Here is a 22,535-nt window from a genome sequence, read left to right on the forward strand (position 1 = left end):
TCCGGCACTGATCCTCTTCACGCCAACGACGACGACGCTCAGGCCCGGTCAATAACGTCACATGGCTCATGCTGTGCTGCTAACTTCGCTCGTAAGGGCGACCTTAAGAGCGCAGCCTCGCTACCGTGCCGTCCTCTCGCAAGGCGGCCTTCGCCGGAGGGTATCGCTTGGGCGAACGCCGACGAGCTTCTTCCGTTCGTCGGCGAAGCTCAGCGAGCGAGGCGAGCGAGCGCATCTATACAACCACGCATAGGGCACCAGCGAGCGCGGCTAAATCTTCGAGATCGAGCCGTCGCCGCGTTTCGGCCTAACAAGGGACGAAAGATGAAGCAATGCCTATCCCTGCTTGACTTCGAGATATGAGTTCCAGGACGCGAGCTGCGCAACAGCCAGATGTTCGGCCCGGTAGACGAGGCGGGGCTTGTCCTCCCTCAGCGCAATAAGGGAAACTTTATTGCCGTTGCGGCCCGCAACCATTCGAACAATCCAGTCCTGGGCTGTTCGATGGAACGCGATGTCGCCGGCTTCCGCATTCTCTCCCTGTCGCAGTGCCGGTACATTCCCGCGATGCGTAGCGCAGTCGTCGCTCAATCGCTGGATATCCTTTAGCCAATCCAGTTCGATTGAGGTTAGGCCTCCGATGCTCTGACGTGCTTCATCGATCACCGCTTCGTCTGAAAGGATGATCTGTGCGAGCGCAAGAATCATCGCATTCTGTTTCAGCCTCTGCTCGCCTGCTTCAGGGTTCTCCCTGAAAGGCTTCTGCAAATTCAATGTCAGTCCGCAGTCCCAAGCCAGCCAAAGCAGCAAGCCCTTGAGCCGCGCCACGTCGTCGCTATCCCGAAAATCCTCTCCAAGTGGTTCGAGGCTGAGCAGCGACGTATTGGACATTGAGGAGTCTCGTTCGAAGAGATTCAACATGACTGCCTCCAGGAGACGCAGCCGCTGATCCCGCGGAACTGTGGTTGTGCCTTTTGCGACCCAGGCGACACGCCCATCGCACGTTCGCAGTTCTCGAAGAACGGCCAGCACGCCCAACAAGCGTACCAATACTTTTGTAAGGGGTTGCGTTCCTGCGGAGAGGGCTTTCAACTGCGATACCATCCTGTTGATGATAGTGCGTACCTTCGAATGACAAATGCGAAGCAGATCAGCTTGTTTTGCGGACGTAAGATTCGTGATCTGGCCATCGGGATCGTCGTCAGCGCCAATCTGCTCTTCTTCAGTGCGGCCAAACCGATCGGTCTCTTCGTGCGACCTTTCCTCCTGCATGCGTAAGTGGAAGATCAAGGCATCGAGCAGATAGGCAAAGTCGCTAGAATGTTCCAAGCGCCGCTTTTTGCCGCGCTTCTTCATCTCGCTCACATCGATGACCAGCGTCTCAGGAACATCGGATTCGTTTGGCTCATCCGTACTGCGCGAGCCTGATTTCCTTAGCTGCTGGGTCGGGTCGGGGGCGTTCTCTTCGTCAAATATGATTTTATCAATGCACTGAATGAGTAGTGCGATGTCAGGAGTATCGCTGTCCAGGCTGAGCAGAGCTTCCTTGAAGCGCCGCTGCGTTCCGCTTCGGGCCTGCTCCTCTACCATGCCAGCATGATGGAGGATAAGTTTCAACACGACGCCGCCTGCAATGATGCCGTGGAGTGTAGTGGCCTTATCGATGTCACGGGCCGCAAAATCCAGAACCGCAAAACCGTCTTCGACGGTGAGCCTACCCGCCTGGCAGATTTCGCTCCCATCAGGAGCGTTCAACGTGAAAGCCAGGTTCTCAAGAGCCTTCAGCAGGCTTATGTCGAAGAGGACGCGCGTATCTTCGGCTAGCGCAACGCCGCTGCGAACGCCTGCGGACGAGGTGTCCTTTTCCTGCGCCTGGTTGATCTGGATGGCGTCCCAGTCCTCCGTGGTAAGCGCCGGTAGGTTGCGAATGTCCCCGCATCCGAGTGCATTTGCCGTCAGCAGAGCATCATCGCCAACGCGGGCGAGCACCAGCTCGACGTTGCCGCTGTCTTTGTCGGCGAGCCATGCGGGTCGACTGGGGTTCGCGCTACCCGATGCAAAGACGGAGGCACCGCCGGTCTGCTCTGCCAGAACGAATTTGGCGTGGAGATACCGGCTTTCCGAGTTCTCATCACAACCAAGTCCGTCAGCCCGGACAAAGGATACCCCTTCAAGATTATGAGCGCGAACGGGCATCTGCACGGTTCCGGGATCGACGGCTACAGTCATCCTTCCCGGTTGCAGCTCCTCCTTCACGCGACGGAGGAAGTTCAGCTTTTGATCGAAGAAAGCCCCGCCGATCGAAATCTGGGCAGTTTCTCCCCCCAGCAGCGCGGTGAACTGTTGCCATAGGGATTCCCCTCCCGGACGAGAGGCAAGAAGCCTCTATCAGGAAGCGCCGCCGCATTCATCCAAGGGGCGAACTCCTTCACACGTCGAGTCATAGCCCGGACATGATCGGGGATGCCATCCGTGAATGCGTCCAGCCAGTATTCGATTTCCGTCCAGACTGCTTGAGCAAGCGCTATCCCTGAACCGTCATCGTCCCCTTGGATGCGCACAAGATTTGTCATCTCGCGATTAAACCCGAAGCCGGCAAGGGTCATATTGTGACTGCCGATCAGGATCGCTCCCTTGGTCTTGCCCGTCAGAAAAACCAGCTTTGGATGAAAAGCGCCCGGAACCCTCACCGGTAGAAGGCTGTACTGACGGCCGGCAAGTCGGGGCGGGTGGACCGTCAAAGAGGCCGCATATTGCTGAGCATCCATTAGAAGGACGTTGTGCCGTACGCCGGCATTGACCAACCGGCGCAGCACCACCTCTTCATAGAAGGGCAAATACGCATTGTAGGTCGTCGTCAGCGAAGCTTCGTAACCCCCCTTCTTCAATTCCTCCATCAGCGAGATTTTAGGGAGCATCCGTAAGCTCCAGCTGCGCGCGCCCCAGCATGCTGGGCTGCCAACCCGACGCGGTTCTCTCAAGCGCGCCAATGTCCTTGAGCACCCGGACAGCCTGATTGAAACGAGGCCGTGTGTGAACAGCCGGCGGGATTGCAATGACCTCCATCCCGCGATCAGAAGGGCGTATTCTGAATGTAGATTGCGACTGGCTGCGAAGTTTTCTTAGGGCCACGCGTAGGTGCATCTCCAGGCCCCAGTTGATCAAGAGCCACCGGAGCACATCGTGAATTGTCGTTGAGGCCCAAATGCCCGTGGCATTGCGGGCAAACGACTCCAGATTAATCGGGTAATAGCGGAAGTAGTCCGGCTCAAACACCAGGTCGGCGTAATGCCGATCGGTAGGATCGGCCCTGCTTGCGAGTGCAATCAGCGTTCGCAGCGCAGCCAAAACTATCTCTCTGCGGTTCTGGGGCGACTTGCTGGCCCGTGAGAGCGACGTGATGCGCTCGGTCAGCTGCACTTCATGCATTTGCTCGTTCCAGCGCGTAAGGTCGGGCAGCCACGCCTTGCTGTCCGCGACACACTCCGAAAATGACTTCTGCGGTCCCAGAGCCTCCAACGCTTCAAGAACTTCAAATTGCTGCGTGAACCAGTCTGCGATGTCTGCGCTCGCATCGAAGCGAAGAGTCGATGCTTCGTAGGCATCTAGCAAGGCGTAAAATAGCCCCTGCACCGCAACCGAGAGCAGCTCGTTGCGAGCGTAGACCGCCCATTTCTCATGGGTACCGGATAATTCGGGAGAGATAGTCCACGGCTCGCCTCCGGGCAGGCTGCACGCATAAGTACAAGCACGAAACGCCGTCTCGGAGAGCTGTTGACCGTGGGCACAAAGAAGGTCGGCAAGCTGCAATATCAATTGCAGCGACCGGCGGCGCGGCAGCGCCTCGCTGTCGTGGAAACGATCCCTAACAAAGAACAGCTCGCCGAGGAGCTTCTGCTCACCCGGACTGTTGCAAAGCTGGCAGGGGCAGAAGCCATGTAGAGCATCCAGCTCCGACGCGGTAACCAAGTCGGCATCGACCGCTTTCATGAAAAGCGGTCGATTGACGCTGGCATCCATTCGTTCAGCGATGACAGCCCCCACTTGCCTAGTATAGCGGACCCCAGCGGACGCATCGCCGTCGATAATCGAAAGCTCTCTTAAGACTCCGAGATAATACTGTCCGAGCCCACCCAGATCACTCGCGAAATATCGCTTCTTGGCCCCCGACCGCAGTGAGAAGTCGGACAGATGGATTGTGCCGTCGGCCCCCAGCGACCGCACGACGCTTGCCAGAGTATCACTACCCACCATTGCTGCAGCATGATCGTCAGCATCGCCGCCGCATACAGCGGCATGGCGATGCGCGATAAGACAGAACAAACAGTCAGCCCGGCGAAAACGCTCGATGAAGGCGTCATTGAATTCCCGGTGGCCGGCCTTGTCGAGAGCCCATATAAGCCAAGGGTAGAAAGAATAGTATCGCGCTCTGTCCGTAACGTTAGTGATGCCAGGGAGCAGCCGTCCATATATGCTTATGCAGGGCGCCTGGACAGCTAGATGATCAAGCCCTCCAATCTGTAGTGGTGGCTTAACCCACGCCGTCTCTATCTGCATAAATCATGCCCCCCGCAATCATTGCCATATCCACCCTGATATTCAAATCAGCTTATCAATTAATCAACGCACTACAAATCCAAGAAGCGTCGCGGATTGGCAAGGGGCAAACCGCTGCCAAGAAACGATCCCTGCCGCCTGTCTGTCCATAGGCGGGGATTTTCCGGGTGGCGCGAATCCTCTGGCCGGGCAGGACCCTCTCGCTCTCGGGGATGGCCGAGTGCTGCCGCCCCATTCGTCGTCTCCAAATCAATTGCGTAACGTATCAAAAAATAATACTTTATGCATATGAAATCAGAATCGCGCCTGCATGCTCGTGATTATATTTCCCGCTTGGCCGCCGGCGGTCACTATCATTTCAGCTCTGCCGATGCCCAGTCCGCTTTGGGCGTGTCTGCCGATGCCGCCAAGCTGGCCCTGAACCGGCTTGCGAAGCAAGGCTTGATCGCTTCCCCAGCCCGGGGGTTCTACGTCATCGTTCCTCCGGAATATAACTCTCTCGGCTGTCTGCCCGCCGAGCAGTTTATTCCCGCGCTGATGAAACGGCTGGGCCTGTCTTACTATACGGGCCTACTGTCGGCTGCCCAGTTTCACGGCGCGGCCCATCACCGCCCGCAGGAATACCAGGTGATGGTGGCCAAAAGCCGCCGCCCGATCACCTGCGGCGCGGTACGCGTCGCCTTCGTCATGCGCAAGAACATCAGCGCGATTCCCCTGCAGAGCTTCAATACGCCGCGCGGCACGGTTCTCGTGTCGACGCCCGAGGCGACGGCCGTCGATCTTGTCGGCTACTACAACCATGTCGGCGGCCTTGATCAGGTCGCGACCATTCTCGGCGAACTCGCCGACAATCTTGACCCCGACAAGCTTGTAGCCGCGGCACAGACAGCGCCTGTCCCGTGGGCGCAGCGGCTGGGATATCTGCTGGAGCGGGTCGAGGCCGGCGCTCCCGTGCAGGCACTGAAATCCTATGTCCGCAAACATGCCCGGCAGGCGACGGTCCTGCTGCCTACAGCGGAGGCCAAGGGCGCTGAACGGGATGAAGACTGGAAGCTCGACATCAACGCCGACGTGGAGGCCGAGCTGTGATCCCGCGCGACTACATAACCGAGTGGCGGTCACAGGCCCCTTGGGTTCAGGACATCCAGGTCGAGCAGGACCTCGTTATCTGCCGGGCGCTGGTCGAGATATTTTCCCATCCCGTGCTATCGGAAGCGCTGGCGTTTCGCGGCGGCACAGCGCTTTACAAACTCTACCTCAAACCGGCCGCGCGCTATTCCGAGGACATCGACCTCGTGCAGATGCGTGCCGAGCCGGCGGGGCCGGTCATGGAGGCCCTCCGGTCGGTGCTTGACCCTTGGCTCGGCACGCCGCGCTGGAAGCAGACCGAAGGCCGCGTAACCTTCGTTTACCGATTTTCGTCGGAGGATGCGCCGCCGATCAAGATGAGACTGAAGGTCGAAATCAATTCGCGCGAACACTTCGCCGTTCACGGCTTCAAGCAGATGCCGTTCGGCGTCTCGTCGCGCTGGTTCGAAGGCGCGTGCGAGATACCGACCTACGAGTTGGACGAGCTTCTCGGCACCAAGCTGCGCGCGCTCTATCAGCGCAAGAAAGGCCGCGATCTGTTCGACCTGGCGGTCGCCCTTGCGCATGACGGGGTCGATCCCGGCCGCATCGTCGAGACCTTTGCGGCCTACATGGACTATGGCGGGCACACCATAACGCGCGCCCTGTTCGAGCAGAATATGCATCAGAAGCTCATTGATCCGCAGTTTACCGCCGATATCAGTCCGCTCCTCGCGACCGGATATTCCTGGGATTTACGGGCGGCGGCCGATGCCGTCGGCGCCGCGTTGATTGAGCGGCTTGCTGGTGAGCCGTGGAAGGGCGCTTCGTAACTATGCCAAGCGAGATTGGCGACAAGGAATGCATCGCCTCGGGGTGCGCCCCACGACGAGATCAACACTGTGATCGCGATGCAGAGCATATCTGCGAAAGTGCACCCTTTCGGCGCGGCACGGCCTCCCTCCTACTCGATGTTCGGAACCGACCGGACAATTACAGACATCAGTCTTTCGATAATTCCATCCGCCGTCGACGACGAGCAGGAACAATGCGTGGCTTTGGGGTGTCGTAAGCTATACCTCGGAGATCAATTTCCGCGAAGAAACCACGCCCGACTGCACTGGCTTCTACCTGTTCGTGCGCCCAGACAGATTTGCACGGTATGCGGAGATGGTCGCCAGCTCTGCCTTGGAGGAGGTGTTATTCTTTGTGGGTCGGGTGCCCGGCTTCTATTCCGATTGGTCGCCATCGACCTCAGCAAACCGGATCAAGATACTGGCCGACAAAAACGCCCAGAAGATCGAGATTCCGCCCGAGTGCGAGATCGATCCTCCGCGCCTCGGTCGAGCGCAATACGCACAGCTCAACATTCGCCATGCGGCCGATCTTTCGAAGGCGACACCGAGAACGCCGGAGGGGACAGCGGGCGAAATACACGGCACGGGCAACGCCGAGGGGCAGGCCGACGGTGGCCACGTCGCGGCTGCGGAAGACACGGAGGAGTGGACTGATAGGGATGCAAGTCCGAAAGACTTGGCTGACCCGATTGTTCAGGCTCAACCCGATCACCGACCGTCAGCCGCGGACCCTCAAACGGTTGGCCTCCCGTCCTCCATACGGATTGCAGCGTGGGTCTTTGCCGGCCTCTTGCTATTGTTACTGATCAACTTGCGGCTATAGCTCTTAGGAAATGGCACACGCTATATGGCGATTGAAGAACGCAAATATCCCGGTGAGCTGGCATCCACGCAGCAGGTTCACGAGCTGGCGGAGGAATACCGCAAGGCGGCAAACCACCTGCTTCAACTCGGCCGACCCGGAAAGCCGCTTACCAGAGCGCCGTTCCGATTGGCGGCGATCCATGCGATCGAACTCTACCTGACCGCGCTTTTGCTGCACCGTGGGCACAATGCCAATCAGGTCCGAAAACTGCAGCACGACCTGTCGAGACGCACGGAGCACGCCCTAGAAGCGGGCCTGCGCCTTCGCGCGAAAACAGCCAAGCATCTCCAGTCCCTGAGCCAGAACCGGGAATATCTCGTCACCCGCTACGGCCCGGAACTGGCCGCCACCGCCTCGCAGATAAACCGCCTCACCGCCACCCTTGAAGAGGTGGCGGCAAAGGTCACGGCATTGCTCGCGCTACCCGCCAGATCACAGCAGGCAGACCCAGCTGCCTCCGGCGAGGTTCAAGGCCAGGATTCAACGGCCTCCTCGTCTGCTGCGACAGCTAATCCAATGACATGATGCACCAGGAACACGTCGACGAGGTACGCAGCCTCGTCCCGTGAAATCGGCAACATGTCTGCGGTGATTTCATTATCGACATAAGACTCGGCATCCCAAAGGGTGCGAGTTAGCTCCTCGTTGGCCGGCTCGATCCGCTCAATAATCCTTTCGAACGCGGCATTTGCGGTCTCAATTAGCACAGCCCGGTCGGCCCCGGCGACTGGCAGGGACGCAATAACGGCATGGGTATCCATGACGAATGTTTCCTTTTTGGAATGGCGGTCTCTTGCCTCAGCACTTTCGGTCGCCATGCCGACGCTGGTTCTTGAAGGGGTGGCTCGTCGAAGCGCCAGGCGCCACCTTGTGCTCACATGCGCAGCCGCAGAATACGCGAGAATTCGGCAGATGCAATCGAAGGTTCCTGCCGAAGAATTTGCTGCCGGATGCAGATCACGGCGCATAGCCTGTACAACCACGCAGTTTGCCAGTGCACGCGGTGATTGATAATAAGACGGGAGGCACGTGAGGAGAGACCCTCAAAATGGCAGACAGGCGACTCATGAAGGCAAGCGACATTCCTGCCTTCGTAGACAGAGTGATCAAGGCCGGCTGTGACATCTGTGCCATCGGTCATTTCAACTATTGCCTAGGCGACATCGAGGAAATGGTGGCGGCGGAGGATGAACTCCAGCGCATAGGTGAAGAATTTGGCGATCGCGATTTTCTGCTGACTGAGATCGTCGCCTACTTGCGAACCATCGGGCGGTACATTGACCCCGGCTCGGGGTCTCGCATTGGTCGGAGAACGGAAGCGCCCAGTAAGCGCTTTTCGACCTTGACCTTCCCTAATCGGGCCTATGATCGCCTTCGCAGCAATGATCCCGCCAGTTTCCCGCCGAGGCGGGTCTGTAACCCAAGCCTGATCCCCGGAGCCGCCGTCGCGCGTCCCGTCAAGCGCTGGCGCGCGCAGTCCGCAAGGGCTTGAGCGGAGCGTCCCTTGAGGACGAGCACGACTGCGCTAGGGACAAAGCAGCGTCGGCCGCTCCGGGGACTTCGGGCTGGCTGATCCCTGGTGGGTCCAGAGCATCATCTTTCGTCGGCCGCTCAGGAACTGGGATCACGAACAGCGGAACTCGGCTTCGGCCACACGCGTTGTCTTGGCCGGCGGATAGATGAAGGTTTTGACTTCTGATACACAATAGAAATCTATACAGTCGAGGGGGGCGACAATGGTTGAATTGTTCCGTAAAGGGAGTGGTACACTCGAACACGAGGGGCCCGCGCTCGGTAGAATCCATGGGCAGGCAAATCACCGCAAGGCGTTGGGGTATTGGCTCGGATTCTTGAAGGGCGTGATGGCCAGCGAGCGGGTCGAGCGAGCGGAGATGCCGCCCCTCAGGGCCGAAGCTGAACAGTTCCTGTCCCTTCTTCACGACGATGATGCTGCCGAACTCATCCGCGATCTGGACATCTGGGATGACGCGCCGGAGGAGGTCTACGCCGTCCTTGAAACAATAATCGGCATACGCTCGCGGGAGTTTGCGGTCGCCAATGATAAGGACGAAGTCAACGAGTTCTACGGGTTCTGTGCCGGCATCGCCTGCGACAACTCCATCACACCGACAGAGGTCGAAAAACTGCTGACCAGGTTGGAGTCGAGTGTGGTTCTGCTGAAGGATAGCCGCGTGGCATCTCTCGGAGATGCCGCCAGAAGGTCCATCGCAGACGGTCGCATAACCGCCGAGGAGGCTGAAGACATATGCGGGTGGATTTCGCGTCTTGTCGGCGACAGCGCGACAGACACGGGGCTGGCTACCTTCGGCAACGTAGGTGTCATTGACGGCGCCTTGGAGGATGCAAGCCAGTTCGTGATTCCGAACCGGATGTTCGTCCTTACGGGAAAATTCGTAATCGGTCCTCGAAAGGTAATCGCCGGGATGATTTTCGAACGCGGTGGTGATTGGAAGGAGACCGTCTGCGGCCGGACCGACTACCTCGTCGTCGCGGCCGAAGCATCTCGGGACTGGAAGCACAGCCACGAAGGCACGAAGATCATCAAAGCTATGGAGCTTCGCCAAAAGGGAGGTCGGCCAGATCTAGTTCTAGAGCCGATGCTAGCCAAGGCGTTGGATCTCTGACCATCCTCTGGAAGCTCAATCTACACATCCATTGGACACTCGGACTCCGGATAAAGTTCGAATCCGGCCACTGACCATAAGAACAGGGGTCCTTAGTCACATCCCCCAGAGGTGGCTATGAAGCTTCTAGCCGCATTGTAGCCAATGTAACGGAAGCCTGCGCGACGCGGTGCGGGATTTCATTGCCATTCGCTTCAATTGCTTCGGCGACTGATCTGGCACGGCAAAGGCCCCAGCATCGAATGCCTCCTTCCGCAGGGGGCACGACATCATCCCGGTTGACTCTTAGCCAAGACGAGAACAAATGTAGAACATACACAGGCTTTCCGCGTTTCAAGGGTCAGATGAGTGTATCGGCGCCCCCTGCTGCCATTTCCGAGCTTCGAGAACGCATCGCGCGCCTCGAAGGTGGAAATGCACGCGCCCGCACGGTTTTGCCGTTCGGAGTGGCCGCCATTGACAGGGTCCTGCCGGGAGGGGGATTGGCTTTTGGCGGTCTGCACGAGGTCGCGGGTGGTGGCAATGGCGCCGTCGATGGCGCAGCCGCGGCACTCTTCGCAGCAGGGATTGCCGCACGCACTGTCGGAAAGGTGCTTTGGTGCGTTACCCGGCCCGATCTTTTCGCGCCTGCGATCGAACAGGCCGGCCTTCTTCCGGGGCGAGTAATCTATGTCGAAGCCGGCGACGAAAAATCCGTTCTCGCCTGTTTCGAAGAGGGTCTTCGCGGAGGTTTTGGCGCTGTCGTTGCCGAGATAGCCCGGCTTTCGATGACGGCCTCACGGCGGCTTCAACTCGCCGCCGAAAGCTCCGGCGCCATCGGCATCGCCATTCACCGCTGGCGGCGACAGACTGAAGCAACCGATTTTGGCCAGCCAACCGCCGCGGAGACACGCTGGCGGGTGTCGGTCCTGCCGTCGACACCGCTACCTGTTCAGGGAGTCGGGCGTGCGCGGTGGCAGCTCGAACTGATCCGGTGCCGCGCAGGAGAGAGTGCAGATTTTACAGTGGAGGCTCGCGATGCCAAGGGTCGTATCGCTCTTCCTTCCGATGTGGCCGACAGACCGCTTCAGAAGGAAATCGGGCGACGCCGCGCCTCCGCCTGAGACGCCGCTCGTCCTCATCGGCCGTGACGGGCGCCGCCGTGTCGTTCTGGCCGCCGATGCGGCAGCGCACGGTGCCGGCCTGCGCATCGGCATGCCGGCGAGCAAGGCGCAGGCCTTGGTTCAGGGCCTCATCGTTCATGACGCAGAACCGGAAGCAGATGTCGACGCGCTCGAGCGGTTGGCGCTGTGGGCTCTGCGCCGCTACGCGCCGATCGTCGCTGCCGATGCGCCGGACGGCATTGTGATCGATACGACCGGCGCCGATCATCTGCATGGCGGCGAGGCGGCAATGCTTGCCGAGATGGTAGATCGGCTTGCCGCTGCCCGCATTACAGCCCGGGCGGCGGTCGCCGATAGCTGGGGGGCTGCGCATGCGCTGGCGCGCTTCGGCGGACGGCAGACCGCCGCAATTCCACCCGGCGAGATTGCACAAGCGATCCTGCCTTTGCCGATCGCTGCCCTTCGCCTTCCAGCCGCGACGATCGATAGCCTGCGACGGCTCGGCTTCGAGACAATCGCTGATCTTGGCGGCACGCCGCGCGCATCGCTCGCCTTGCGTTTCGGACCGGAACCCGGCCGGCGCCTCGACCAGGCGTTCGGACGGGTGAGCGAACCGATCGAGCCGATCCGGCCGCAGGAGATCGTTGAGGTGCGCCGCAATTTTGCGGAACCGATCGGCGCGCCAGAGACGATCGCTCGCTATACCGGCAAGCTCGTGACCGAACTTTGTGCCGAACTCGAGATGCGGGGGCTTGGCGCGCGCCGGCTCGATCTTCTGTTCTTCCGCGTCGACAATCGCATCGAGGCGATCCGTGTCGGCACAGCAACGCCGGTTCGCGATACGAAACGCCTGACCCGACTTCTTACCGACAGAATAGAGATGATCAATCCGGGGTTCGGCATCGAACTGATGCGCCTTGCCGCGACTGCCGCCGAGCCGCTACACGCGAAACAGACGATCTCTTCGCTTGCCGAGGCGCCCGAGCCTGATGTCTCGGATGTGATCGACATCCTGGCCAACCGTGTCGGCGAAGACCGTCTCTATCGCTTCGCCCCGGTACAGAGCGACGTGCCCGAACGGTCGGTTCAACGCATTGCCCCAATGGCGCCCGATACCGGCGAGGGCTGGCCCTGCCATTGGCCGCGCCCATCGCGCTTACTGCCGCGACCCGAGCCGATCGAGACGGTGGCACTTCTCCCCGATCATCCGCCCGTGACCTTTACCTGGCGCGGCGTTCGCCGGCGCGTGAAGCGAGCCGACGGGCCGGAGCGCGTTTTCGGGGAATGGTGGAAGCGCGATGCCGAGCTCGCGGCGGTGAGGGACTATTTCCAGGTCGAGGATGAAAACGGCGAGCGCTACTGGGTCTATCGCGCCGGCGACGGCGAAGACGCCGCGACCGGATCGCATAAATGGTTCATGCACGGGATCTTCGGATGACTGGCGCGGCCCGATATGCCGAGCTGCAGGTCACCTCGCATTTCAGTTTCCTGCGTGGGGCGAGTAGCTGCGAAGAGCTGTTTGCGCAGGCGGCACTTCTCGGCATCGAAGCGCTCGCTGTCGTCGATCGCAATTCGCTTGCCGGCATCGTGCGCGCCCACGAAGCGGCGAAGACGACAGGCGTCCGGCTGATCGTCGGCTGCCGTCTCGATCTCGCCGACGGCATGTCGATCCTGGTCTATCCGACCGACCGGCTGGCCTATTCGCGGCTCTGCCGGCTGCTTTCGCTCGGCAAGGGCAGGGCCGGCAAGGCAAAATGCCATCTCGAATGGGATGATGTCGTCGCCTATGGCGAAGGTCTGATCGCGGTGCTGGCGCCAGACGAGGCCGATGATCTTTGTGCCGTTCATTTGCGGCGGCTGAGCGAGATCTTCGGCGATCGCGCCTATCTGGCGCTGACCTTGCGCAGACGCCCGAACGACCAGCTGCGACATTATGAGCTGGCAAATCTGGCGGCTGCGATGAGTGTGCCCACCGTCGTCACCAATGACGTGCTCTTCCACGAGCCAGCCCGCCGCATGATGCAGGATGTCGTCACCTGCATTCGCAACAACGTCACCATCGATGACGCCGGCTTCCGGCGCGAGCGTAATGCCGACCGCTATCTCAAACCGGGCGATGAAATGGCGCGGCTGTTCAGCCGTTATCCTGAGGCCCTGGCGCGCACCGTCGAAATCGCCGACCGCTGCCGGTTCTCGCTCGACGAGCTCGCCTACCAGTACCCGGAGGAAAAGACGATGCCGGGTCTCACGGCCCAGCAGGCACTGGAAAAGCTCACCTGGGAAGGCGCTGCCCGCCGCTATCCCGAGGGTCTTCCCGACAAGGTTGTCGGCATTTTGAAACACGAACTGCGGTTGATCGAAACGCTCGAATACGCGCCGTACTTTCTGACTGTGAACTCGATCGTCCGCTTCGCCCGCAGCCAGGACATCCTCTGCCAGGGCCGCGGCTCGGCCGCCAACTCCGCCGTCTGCTACGTGCTCGGCATCACCTCCATCGATCCCGAACGCAACAACCTGCTGTTTGAGAGGTTTGTGAGCCAGGAGCGGCGCGAGCCGCCTGACATCGACGTCGACTTCGAGCACGAACGGCGCGAGATTGTCATGCAGTGGGTCTATGAAACCTATGGCCGCGATCACGCAGCACTTTGCTCCACCGTCATCCGTTATCGCACCAAGGGCGCCGTCCGCGATGTCGGCAAGGCGCTCGGCCTGCCTGAGGACATGACCAAACTTCTGTCCTCGCAGGTCTGGGGCCATGGCGAGGCCGTCGACGAGCAGCGCGCCGGCGAGCTCAATCTCAATCTCGGCGATCGGCGTTTGCGCCTGACGCTAGAGCTTGCTGCGCAACTTGCCGGCACACCGCGCCATCGCTCGCAGCATCCGGGCGGTTTTGTGCTGACTCACGATCGCCTCGACGATCTCGTGCCGATCGAGCCGGCGGCGATGAAGGATCGCCAGGTCGTGGAATGGGACAAGGACGATATCGACACCCTCAAATTCATGAAGGTGGATGTCCTGGCCCTGGGCATGCTCACTTGCATGAAGCGGTCATTCGATCTCCTGTCCGAGCACAAGGGCATCGAACTCGACCTGGCGACGATACCGTCGGAGGATCCGCGCACCTACGCGATGATCAGGAAGCCCGACACGCTTGGCGTGTTTCAGATCGAATCCCGCGCGCAGATGTCGATGCTGCCGCGAATGAAGCCGCGCACCTTCTACGACCTGGTCATCGAGGTCGCGATCGTCCGTCCCGGCCCGATCCAGGGCGACATGGTCCATCCCTACCTTCGCCGGCGCGATGGCACGGAGGAGGTGACGTTTCCGACACCGGAGCTCGAGCGCGTTTTGGGCAAGACGCTCGGCGTGCCGCTGTTTCAGGAACAGGCAATGCAGGTCTCCATGGTCTGCGCCGGCTTTTCCGCTGGAGAGGCCGACCAACTGCGGCGCGCCATGGCCACGTTCAAGCACACTGGCGGCGTCTCGAAGTTCCGTGACAAACTGGTCAATGGCATGATCGCCAACGGCTACACCCCGGAGTTTGCCGAAAAGACGTTTTCGCAACTCGAAGGCTTCGGCAGCTACGGTTTTCCCGAGAGCCACGCCGCCAGCTTTGCGTTGATCGCCTACGCCTCCTCCTGGATGAAATGCTGGCATCCCGATGTCTTCTGTGCGGCGCTCTTGAACTCGCAGCCGATGGGCTTTTATCTGCCGGCCCAGATCGTGCGCGACGCACGCGATCATAGCGTCGAGGTGCGCCCCGTCTGCATCAATGCCAGCCGCTGGGATTGCACGCTTGAGCCGACTGATGACGAAGATCGCTTCGCTGTCCGGCTCGGCCTGCGCATGGTGAAGGGTCTCGCCAATGATGACGCGGCCGCGATCGTCGCGGCACGGGCCGACGAACCCTTCCTCTCAGTCGACGATCTCTGGCGCCGCGCCGGCGTGCCAGCCGCTTCACTGGTCCAGCTCGCCGAGGCCGATGCCTTTCTGCCGGATCTGAACCTTGCCCGCCGCGACGCGCTCTGGGCGATCAAGGCGCTTCGCGATGAACCTTTGCCGCTGTTTGCGGCCGCCACGTCCTGTAGGAAGAAGACGGTGCCTGAGATCCACGAGCCTGTCATCACGCTCAGGCCGATGACAGCCGGTCGCGAGGTTGTCGAGGATTACGGCCATGTCGGACTGACCTTGCGCAGCCACCCTGTTTCGTTCCTGCGTGCCGATCTTCGTCGCCGTCGTATCGTCACGTGTCAGGAAGCCATGCAGGCCCGAGACAAAGGATGGCTTGAGGCAGCCGGCCTGGTATTGGTCCGGCAAAGGCCGGGCTCGGCCAAAGGCGTCATGTTCCTCACCATGGAGGATGAGACCGGAGCTGCCAACGTCGTCGTCTGGGTCAAGGTGTTCGAGAAATTCCGGCGCGTGCTTCTCTCGTCAGCCATGCTCGGCGTGCGCGGCCGCATCCAGCGGGAAGGGGAGGTGGTGCATCTCGTCGCCCACGAGTTAATCGATCTGTCGGCCGAACTCGCCAGCGTCGGAAGCCGCGACACGCCATTTCCATTGCCACACGGCCGCGGTGACGAGGCCCATCATGGCGGATCGGGCATCGATCCGCGCGGCATGCCGAAAACGCGCGATATCGTCGATCCCTATGAGCACATCGACCGCATCAAGGTGAAGACGCGGGATTTCCGATAAAGCCGCAGCGGTCATCATGTGGTAGTCTGGCCCGCATAACGACGCTTTATCTCAATTGGCGCGGAAGACGGTGAATCCCACAAAGCCGAATAAAACGCAGCCGCCGAAATGGATCGAGCCTCAGCTGACGCGCCTGGTCGACGAAGCGCCCAACGGCCCTGATTGGCTTCACGAAATCAAGTACGACGGATACCGCATGCACGCGCGGATCGACGGCAGCGACATCCGCTTGCTCACCCGCACCGGCCTCGATTGGTCGCATCGCTATCAAGCGACGATAGCGGCGCTGCGCGCGCTCCCGGTGAAAGACGCATATGTCGACGGGGAGCTGTGCGCCGTTCGGGCCGACGGTGTCACCTCCTTCAGCCGCCTGCAGGCCGCTATGGACGAGGGCCGCACGGGCGATCTTGCCTTCTTTGCTTTCGATCTTCTGTTCCTGAACGGAGAAAGCATTGCGAAGCTGCCGCTCATTGACCGCAAGGCGCGGCTGGAAGGCCTCTTTTCGACCGACATGCCTGGCCTGCGCTTCAGCGATCACGTGATCGGCGACGGGCCTGCGTTCCGCAAGCACGCCTGCCGGCTTGCACTCGAGGGCGCTATCTCAAAGCGGATCGACAGCGCCTATGCATCCGGCAATCGCGGGCTATGGGTCAAGTCAAAGTGTCTCAACAGAGAGGAATTCATCGTCGTCGGCTGGACCGATCCGACTGGAAGCCGGCCGCATATCGGCTCGCTGCTTCTCGGCTACTACACCGATGATGGTCGTCTGATGTACGCGGGCCGCGCCGGCACGGGGATCACGGTTGCAGAGCTCAAGCGGTTGGCTGGCCGGCTTGAACCACTTCAGGCAGATCGAATGCCCCTCGACGCCCCACCGCCACATGAGAGCCGGTTCGGCTCGCCGCTTGAGCTGTCGCGCGTGCATTGGGTCAGGCCTGAAATGGTGGTCGAGGTCGCCTATCTCACCTGGACGGAAGACAATCTCCTGCGTCAGGTCTCGTATCAAGGTGAGCGGCAGGACAAGCCGGCCCGGCAGGTGGTGCGTCCCGTGCCCCATCCCTGATCGGCATCGATCGCCGATCGCTTCATTTCATCCGACTTGCTCCACCTGCAGCGTGCCGGGTGAAAGGGGCTTGATCAGCGACTTGGCCCACACCGAAGGGTCGAGCCAATCCGCCCACGCGCTGCGATCGAATAGTCGGTCTGCGTCACCGCGCCAGCCTAGTGGCGGTTACTTTGCGCTCGACGGGCGCTGGAAAGCGCGAACCGGTCACAAAACCAGGTGTAACCATAACCATCGGGGTGGGCCGCGCGGTATTCCTGCCATAACGCGCTGGAGATGACACCCGATGGCGAGCGTTTGCTCGCCTGTGCCCGGGCGATGCTTGCCCTTAACCGGGATGCTTTGGCCGATCTGGCGCAGGTGCCCTTTCACGGCAGGGTTCGCGGCGGCCTCTCGGAGGACTTCGCACAGGTCCGCATCCTTCGCGCCTTGCAGGCATTCGGCGCTGATCGCCCTGGATTGCAGGTTGAGGTGCAAGTCGGGGTTCCGGGTGCGCTCCTCTCGAAGATGAAGGAGGGCAACATCGAACTGGTGCTCGGATCGCAGTGTGAGGGTGAGGAGATGGGGCGCCTCCTGTGGCGCGAGCCTCTTGTCTGGGCATGGGCGGCGCAGACCGGCGTGGCTCTTCCGGACCCGCTGCTGTTGGCCGTGTTGCCGGAACCTTGCCCCTACAGGCAAGTTGCCCTTGAACGGCTTGCCAAGGCCGGCATCAGCCAGCGCACGGTGATGATCTGCACCAGCAACGCCAGCGTGAAGGCGGCTGCCATCTCAGGCTTTGCTGTAGCGCCGATGATCGCAAGTCAGCTGAGAAACGGCTTGGTCAGGGTACCTAAAAGCTACGGCCTGCCAGAGCTACCAGAAGCGGAGTTCAGGCTATTTGCCGCATCGAACGGTCCTCGAAGAACTGGCCGAGGCGATCACGAACGCCGTTCCTCGAGGCACGCTGGCGGGGAGTAATCCTAAACTTGCACTAACGACTGCTTTTATGGCTAGTCTCGAATATCCAGAAATGTCCGACGGCGCGGGCCGTCGATTGAACCATGCACAAACGTTCGACCTGCATTTCAATCGAGTGCTTGTTCGAGGGCGCCCGTCGAAACCACATTGGTGCCGGTGATTGGCCAACGTGAGCAAGTCTATCTAAAGATCTGATGGTCATCGAGGGTCGGCGAGAAGGTTGAGTCCGAAGACCTTCCAAACCCGCCGAGCTTTACAGCAAAAAGGAAAGTCGGCGGCCCATCTTTCAATGAGCATTGCCTGAACCCGCCGACCTGCGGATTGCCAGTGGCCCCGCGATTCGCAGCTTTGCCGGAACGAAGGGGTGCCGTCTAGCAATGTAGACGTGTACAGTTCCAGGTGCGGAAGTTTTCAAGACTCTGCCTTAAACCGCAGCGGCCGGCCGATGGTCCCAAATTTCCGTTCTGTGGCCCTGCTTCTTGCGCGATCCGAATTTCCCCCATACGAAAACGGAATAGCAATAGGAGTTGATGAATGACCGAAGAGAAGAATCGCCAGAGCGCGGAATTGATGGAATTGACTGCGGATATTGTCGCGGCGTGTCCAGTCGCGGGCGTGGTGCTGAAACCGGCAGCAGAGGACGCCCTGAACTCCATTGCTGGTGATGTTGGTCAGTATGGCAGCGAGCCTTAATGCTGCCGCCGAAGGATCAACGCAAGCGCGCCGAACAGCGCCAAGCGGAGGCAAAACCACGTGCCGACGCGGTCGCCAACGTTCCAACGATAGAAACCAGCCAGCGCCATCATGCCGGACAATCCTGCCCCATGGCGGAAACCGCCTTCGCAACCTGTACGCGCGGACTTAAAGACCGCTCAATGCAACTTAGCGTGACCCTGCAGGATCGGTTTAGCGTGTCCCTGATAGTGCGACGTGGGCAAAAGCACTGATTGTGAGACCGGATAAACATTCCAGTCCGGAAATCCCATTCCATGCCCCTCTAAGAGCCCCTTCAGTGCCCCTCGCATGGCCCAAAGCGATGCACAACACGCGCTAACGTTAGTCCTTGCCTGTGACATAGACATGGGGCAGCCCAAACGCGCCTCACTGCGGGGATCAAGAGGGGGTACCGGGGGTCTTCGCGCGAGCCAGTTATCCGATCAGGCGATCAGAAATTTCTTCAAAATATTCCGTCGCTTATTCCGTACGATTCGAACATTGATTTCTTGGAGAAGTGACCCATAAGGTGGCCGCTTGGGTTCTCGCTGAAGTGGGAGGCCTCGGATGAACGTTCTGACGAACTGCCGACCCCGCAAAGTGACTGCACATGAGCTTGTTGAACAGTTGATCTTACAAGCCCGTCGCGGCCAAATCATCTCCGTCAAAGAGACCATCGCAGCGGTGCGCCGAGACGGGCCACATCTGGTGGAAAGTGACTGCGCGCTGGTCGAGCTTATTGTCGATATTGCCCCAGCCTTTGGCCTGTCCGTCGCGTTCGACCTTCGCGAATAGCCGCTTGGCTTCAAGGACCAAATCCGCTCGCGGGAGAGTTCGGGTCCTTTATGCAGTAGGCCCGACGTGGTTGAACTCGACAAAGCAAAGCGGAAGGTTATTGCCGACGTCGTACGACGTTGGATCAGCTCGGACGCGCCGCAACTACCGACGGAAGATGCTAAATATGCCGGTAGAGCAGAAACTCCCGGATGAGCATAAGTCTTTGTTGAAAGACCTTGATCGGCGAGAGTAGCGGCTCCATTCGTACGGATTCGTACACACAATTGATCATCATGGCGGCGGTAGTATTATCAACCCCTTACAACCGGGGAGGGTTGGGTGCGCGGTGTAGATAGGATTACTCCAGTTCTTGAGCAGGCAATTGACGCAGTTCTCCGCGTAGCGGATCGGGAGACAGTGTCGATCTCAGCGGTGTTAGCCCTCCTTCGACAGAGCGCGCCCAATTTGGTAGCATCCGACACTGAGTTGGTCGAGGCCATACTCGAAGTCGCTATTGCCATGCGCCTGTCCGTGTTGTCCGATGACAACCCATTGGTTCTCCCCTCCGGTCCCCGTCAAAAGCGAACAGGGCGATCTGACACACAGCCGCCAGCAGCGCCGAGGCAGCACTCAAGGAACGCCTCAAATGGACCAAGAGAGGCCCTCAGTGGAACCTCGCGGTGCGCGTTTGCGTACGTGTGATTTCCGACGAGATGGAACCTGAGGAGGCCCGGAAGGCGTTCCTGGCTGCTGCCGAGGAGTAGGGGGTTGATGCCACGCTCGTCTGATTAGCCCCGACCCCCCGCTCAGAGATTCCCACCAAATTATTTCACTTCCTTTCGGAACCCTTTCGCAATGAAAGTGTTTCAGACCGAATGTGGGAACGACCTTATGCCGGCACGACCAACAGCAGGGACAGCCTTCCAACGGCTGATCAGCTCAGAAGATAATCGTCAGATGCTCCGCAACAGGCTTGGTCTCGAAATCGACGAGAAACTGCCGGCGTCCCTTGCTGCATTGTTGCAGGAGCTTGAGCGGCGCGAGCAGGTCGAGGCTGATTGGAGCGCCACCACTTTGGCAGCGTGGGTTTCTATGGCCTTCGACGAACCAGAAGGAAGCTTCAGTGACCCTCATGGCCATGCTGCGTAGGGAACGTGCCTTCCGAGGGATGATCAGTTCGGAAGACTACTGCCGGAAGCTACGTAGGCTCCTAAGGTTTGTAGGCGAACCAACTCTGACACCGACGCTTGCCACACTGGCGCGGGAGCTTTCAGAAGAGTCTGAGCTGCGGAAGCAAGAATCGCTCATGGGAATCCTTTGGTTCAAACCTCCAGTGCACGTCAAGACGGAGCATGACGGCTTCCGCTACGGGGTCCACAGCGTTCAGGCTGCGGCTGAGGAGCTCCTCTTGTGGACTAGGCGTGGGCCCAGGTGGGAAGAGGCAATGCGCGTTTGTGTCGATGCCATGAGCGGCAAGGTGTCCCCACAGCAGGCCCGTGACGCCTTCGAGGAGGCTGCCAAGGAGGAGGGTATGCTCTTTGCTGATTAGGAGTTCCATGTCTCGCCATTGGTTCTCCCCTCCGGTCTACGTCAGGACCGACCACCCAGGTGTCCGCGTCGCGATCAGCCACGTCGAGGGTGCGGCCGAGGAACTCATGAAGTGGACTAACCGGGGACATCGGTGGAACCTGCCGTACGTATCTGCACGGCCGCACTGGCCGATAAGGTGTCACCTCAAATGGCTGGTAAGGCATTCCTGGCTGCTGCAAAAGAGGAGGGGACGTTACTCCCCCCAAAGGTGACCAGCGCTCGCTAACCACGAGGCCCGCCGCCCTGTGAGAGAAAGGCGACGGACCCCGCACAGCGGCTGCACATCCAAGAGAAGAACCGACCGCTGCGAGTTCTAAACCCGCGAGGGCCTACATCGTTCCCTATAACCTGCGTTGGTCGGCAGGCCTGTGCCGCTCTACATTCCCCCTCATGGCAAACCATTGGTTCTCCCCTCCGGTCCCCGTGAGGACTGAGCGTGCAGGTCTGACCCGGAAACAACGTTGAGGCAGCCGGCCAGGAGCTGATGAAGTGGACCAAGCGTGGCCCTTGCTGGGACGTCGCGGTGCGCGTTTGCATGGCCGTGATATTCGACGAGATGGGAGCTGAGGAGGCCCGCAAGGCATTTCTGGCTGCTGCGGAGGAGGAGGGGGCGTTTCCTGATTAGCAGGTCGCGTGGCTCTTCGCGCGAGCCAAATTCGATCACCGGCTTAGACATGCCTTCCAAACATTTCCACCCCTCAAGTTATCCCTCATCGCAACCCATTGGTTCGTCCCTCCGGTGTTCGTCAAGACTGAAACCGGCGACAGGCATGGCTGCAACAATGCCAGCGCAGGACCTTCCGTTCTCCCCGGGGACAAATTCATTAAAGCATCGGCCTTCCGCCAGTGACCTCGTACAGGGCGCCGGTCGTATAGCTGGCGCCGTCCGAGGCCAGAAGCACATAGGTGGCCGCGAGCTCGGCCGGCTGGCCAGGGCGCTCCAGCGGTGTGTTCTTGCCGAACTCCTTCACCTTGTCGGCCGGCATCGTCGAAGGGATCAACGGCGTCCAGATCGGCCCCGGCGCCACGGCATTGACCCGGATGCCGCGGTCCGCGACGAGTCCGGCCAGCCCGGCAGTAAAATTCGCTATTGCCCCCTTGGTGGTGGCGTAGGCGAGCAACGTAGGTGAGGGGCTGGTGGCGTTGATCGACGACGTGTTGATAATGGCGGAGCCGGGTCTCATCACCTTCACCGCCTCCTGTGAGAGATAGAACATCGCATAGATGTTCGTCCTGAAGGTGAGATCCCACTCTTCGGCCGTGATATCCTCCAGTTTTTCGAATGTCGCCTGATGCGCGGCGTTGTTGACCAGGATGTCCAGCCGGCCGCATTCATGCATTGCTCGTTTGACGAGCGAGCGTGCAAAACCTTCGTCGCTGATGTCGCCGCGCGCGATCACAGCCTTGCGGCCGGCATCCTCGACCCAGCGGGCCGTTTCCATCGCGTCTTCGTCCTCCTCGAGGTAGGAGATGATCACATCCGCGCCCTCGCGCGCGAAGGCGATTGCGACCGCGCGTCCGATGCCCGAGTCCGCGCCAGTGATCAGCGCAACGCGGTCCATCAGTTTGCCGCTACCTCGATAGCTCTGCTCGCCATGGTCAGGGCGGGGATTCATGTCGTCGGTGTAGCCGGGCATATCCTGC

General features: G+C 60.2%; 22 protein-coding genes and 2 pseudogenes. 18 read left to right on the plus strand and 6 right to left on the minus strand.

Features of this window, described 5'->3' with window-relative positions; translation table 11 throughout:
* Nucleotides 1–336: 336 nt before the first annotated feature.
* The 3 genes from NKJ12_RS27550 to NKJ12_RS27560 are packed head-to-tail and all read right to left on the minus strand — an operon-like array spanning nt 337 to nt 4,323.
* A complete protein-coding gene (locus NKJ12_RS27550) occupies nt 337–2,229 on the minus strand; it encodes a phospholipase D-like domain-containing protein (protein ID WP_352706387.1) in 1,893 nt (630 codons plus the stop codon).
* Nucleotides 2,230–2,270: 41 nt separating this feature from the next.
* Complete coding sequence (locus tag NKJ12_RS27555) at nt 2,271–2,918, minus strand: phospholipase D-like domain-containing protein (RefSeq protein WP_352706389.1); 648 nt, start codon at nt 2,916–2,918, stop codon at nt 2,271–2,273.
* Nucleotides 2,908–4,323 carry a hypothetical protein gene (locus tag NKJ12_RS27560; RefSeq protein WP_352706391.1) on the minus strand — a complete coding sequence of 472 codons (1,416 nt, stop codon included), beginning with the start codon at nt 4,321–4,323 and terminating at the stop codon, nt 2,908–2,910. The genes NKJ12_RS27555 and NKJ12_RS27560 overlap by 11 nt, the downstream gene beginning before the upstream one ends.
* Nucleotides 4,324–4,890: 567 nt before the next feature.
* Between NKJ12_RS27560 and NKJ12_RS27565 the strand changes: the two genes are divergently transcribed.
* From NKJ12_RS27565 to NKJ12_RS27580, 4 genes are all read left to right on the plus strand, one after another.
* A complete protein-coding gene (locus tag NKJ12_RS27565) occupies nt 4,891–5,646 on the plus strand; it encodes a type IV toxin-antitoxin system AbiEi family antitoxin (RefSeq protein ID WP_352706394.1) in 756 nt (251 codons plus the stop codon).
* Complete coding sequence (locus tag NKJ12_RS27570; protein ID WP_352706396.1) at nt 5,643–6,458, plus strand: nucleotidyl transferase AbiEii/AbiGii toxin family protein; 816 nt, start codon at nt 5,643–5,645, stop codon at nt 6,456–6,458. The genes NKJ12_RS27565 and NKJ12_RS27570 overlap by 4 nt, the downstream gene beginning before the upstream one ends.
* A 337-nt stretch (nt 6,459–6,795) precedes the next feature.
* A complete protein-coding gene (locus tag NKJ12_RS27575; protein WP_352706398.1) occupies nt 6,796–7,305 on the plus strand; it encodes a hypothetical protein in 510 nt (169 codons plus the stop codon).
* Between the two features lie 24 nt (nt 7,306–7,329).
* On the plus strand, nt 7,330–7,872 hold the full coding sequence (locus tag NKJ12_RS27580; protein ID WP_352706400.1) for a HEPN domain-containing protein: 543 nt from the start codon (nt 7,330–7,332) through the stop codon (nt 7,870–7,872).
* Here NKJ12_RS27580 and NKJ12_RS27585 read toward each other — a convergent pair.
* A complete protein-coding gene (locus tag NKJ12_RS27585; RefSeq protein WP_352706402.1) occupies nt 7,815–8,315 on the minus strand; it encodes a hypothetical protein in 501 nt (166 codons plus the stop codon). The genes NKJ12_RS27580 and NKJ12_RS27585 overlap by 58 nt on opposite strands.
* 80 nt (nt 8,316–8,395) lie before the next feature.
* On the opposite strand from NKJ12_RS27585, the gene NKJ12_RS27590 reads away from it, so the two are divergent.
* The 6 genes from NKJ12_RS27590 to ligD all read left to right on the plus strand — a co-directional run bounded on the left by NKJ12_RS27590 (nt 8,396) and on the right by ligD (nt 16,853).
* The gene (locus NKJ12_RS27590) at nt 8,396–8,839 is read left to right on the plus strand and encodes a Y4lK-related protein (RefSeq protein ID WP_352706404.1); all 444 of its coding nucleotides are present in this window, start codon (nt 8,396–8,398) and stop codon (nt 8,837–8,839) included.
* Between the two features lie 244 nt (nt 8,840–9,083).
* A complete protein-coding gene (locus tag NKJ12_RS27595; RefSeq protein ID WP_352706406.1) occupies nt 9,084–9,992 on the plus strand; it encodes a BRCT domain-containing protein in 909 nt (302 codons plus the stop codon).
* A 344-nt stretch (nt 9,993–10,336) separates the two neighbouring features.
* Nucleotides 10,337–11,095 carry an ImuA family protein gene (locus NKJ12_RS27600; protein ID WP_352706489.1) on the plus strand — a complete coding sequence of 253 codons (759 nt, stop codon included), beginning with the start codon at nt 10,337–10,339 and terminating at the stop codon, nt 11,093–11,095.
* Nucleotides 11,010–12,533, plus strand: coding sequence for a Y-family DNA polymerase (locus NKJ12_RS27605; protein ID WP_352706408.1), 1,524 nt, complete (start codon nt 11,010–11,012; stop codon nt 12,531–12,533). The genes NKJ12_RS27600 and NKJ12_RS27605 overlap by 86 nt, the downstream gene beginning before the upstream one ends.
* Nucleotides 12,530–15,790 (plus strand): error-prone DNA polymerase, encoded by a 3,261-nt coding sequence (locus NKJ12_RS27610; RefSeq protein WP_352706410.1) that lies wholly within the window; start codon nt 12,530–12,532, stop codon nt 15,788–15,790. The genes NKJ12_RS27605 and NKJ12_RS27610 overlap by 4 nt, the downstream gene beginning before the upstream one ends.
* A 55-nt stretch (nt 15,791–15,845) precedes the next feature.
* The gene (gene ligD / locus NKJ12_RS27615; RefSeq protein ID WP_352706413.1) at nt 15,846–16,853 is read left to right on the plus strand and encodes a non-homologous end-joining DNA ligase; all 1,008 of its coding nucleotides are present in this window, start codon (nt 15,846–15,848) and stop codon (nt 16,851–16,853) included.
* 27 nt (nt 16,854–16,880) lie between these two features.
* On the opposite strand, the pseudogene NKJ12_RS27620 reads toward ligD, so the two are convergent.
* Nucleotides 16,881–16,979 (minus strand): annotated as a pseudogene (locus NKJ12_RS27620) (SOS response-associated peptidase); the annotation flags it as partial.
* Nucleotides 16,980–17,195: 216 nt separating this feature from the next.
* Between NKJ12_RS27620 and NKJ12_RS27625 the strand changes: the two are divergent.
* The 8 genes and pseudogenes from NKJ12_RS27625 (at nt 17,196) to NKJ12_RS27660 (ending at nt 21,516) form a co-directional block, all read left to right on the plus strand.
* A complete protein-coding gene (locus NKJ12_RS27625) occupies nt 17,196–17,810 on the plus strand; it encodes a LysR substrate-binding domain-containing protein (RefSeq protein ID WP_352706415.1) in 615 nt (204 codons plus the stop codon).
* A gap of 534 nt (nt 17,811–18,344) precedes the next feature.
* The gene (locus tag NKJ12_RS27630; protein ID WP_352706417.1) at nt 18,345–18,503 is read left to right on the plus strand and encodes a hypothetical protein; all 159 of its coding nucleotides are present in this window, start codon (nt 18,345–18,347) and stop codon (nt 18,501–18,503) included.
* 588 nt (nt 18,504–19,091) lie between these two features.
* Nucleotides 19,092–19,319: a hypothetical protein gene (locus tag NKJ12_RS27635; RefSeq protein WP_352706419.1), complete on the plus strand. Its 228-nt coding sequence runs from the start codon at nt 19,092–19,094 to the stop codon at nt 19,317–19,319.
* A 638-nt stretch (nt 19,320–19,957) separates the two neighbouring features.
* Nucleotides 19,958–20,065, plus strand: a pseudogene (locus tag NKJ12_RS27640) (DUF982 domain-containing protein); the annotation flags it as partial.
* A 91-nt stretch (nt 20,066–20,156) separates the two neighbouring features.
* Nucleotides 20,157–20,450, plus strand: a complete 294-nt coding sequence (locus NKJ12_RS27645; RefSeq protein ID WP_352706421.1) for a hypothetical protein — start codon at nt 20,157–20,159, stop codon at nt 20,448–20,450.
* A complete protein-coding gene (locus NKJ12_RS27650; RefSeq protein ID WP_352706491.1) occupies nt 20,434–20,850 on the plus strand; it encodes a DUF982 domain-containing protein in 417 nt (138 codons plus the stop codon). The genes NKJ12_RS27645 and NKJ12_RS27650 overlap by 17 nt, the downstream gene beginning before the upstream one ends.
* A gap of 132 nt (nt 20,851–20,982) precedes the next feature.
* The gene (locus tag NKJ12_RS27655; protein WP_352706423.1) at nt 20,983–21,117 is read left to right on the plus strand and encodes a DUF982 domain-containing protein; all 135 of its coding nucleotides are present in this window, start codon (nt 20,983–20,985) and stop codon (nt 21,115–21,117) included.
* Nucleotides 21,118–21,375: 258 nt separating this feature from the next.
* On the plus strand, nt 21,376–21,516 hold the full coding sequence (locus tag NKJ12_RS27660) for a DUF982 domain-containing protein (RefSeq protein ID WP_352706425.1): 141 nt from the start codon (nt 21,376–21,378) through the stop codon (nt 21,514–21,516).
* 199 nt (nt 21,517–21,715) lie between these two features.
* Here the strand turns inward: NKJ12_RS27660 and NKJ12_RS27665 are convergent, their stop codons facing one another.
* Nucleotides 21,716–22,528 carry an SDR family oxidoreductase gene (locus NKJ12_RS27665; protein WP_352706427.1) on the minus strand — a complete coding sequence of 271 codons (813 nt, stop codon included), beginning with the start codon at nt 22,526–22,528 and terminating at the stop codon, nt 21,716–21,718.
* Nucleotides 22,529–22,535 lie beyond the last annotated feature (7 nt).

Source organism: Mesorhizobium sp. M0195 (genome assembly GCF_040322115.1).
Taxonomy (GTDB): domain Bacteria; phylum Pseudomonadota; class Alphaproteobacteria; order Rhizobiales; family Rhizobiaceae; genus Mesorhizobium.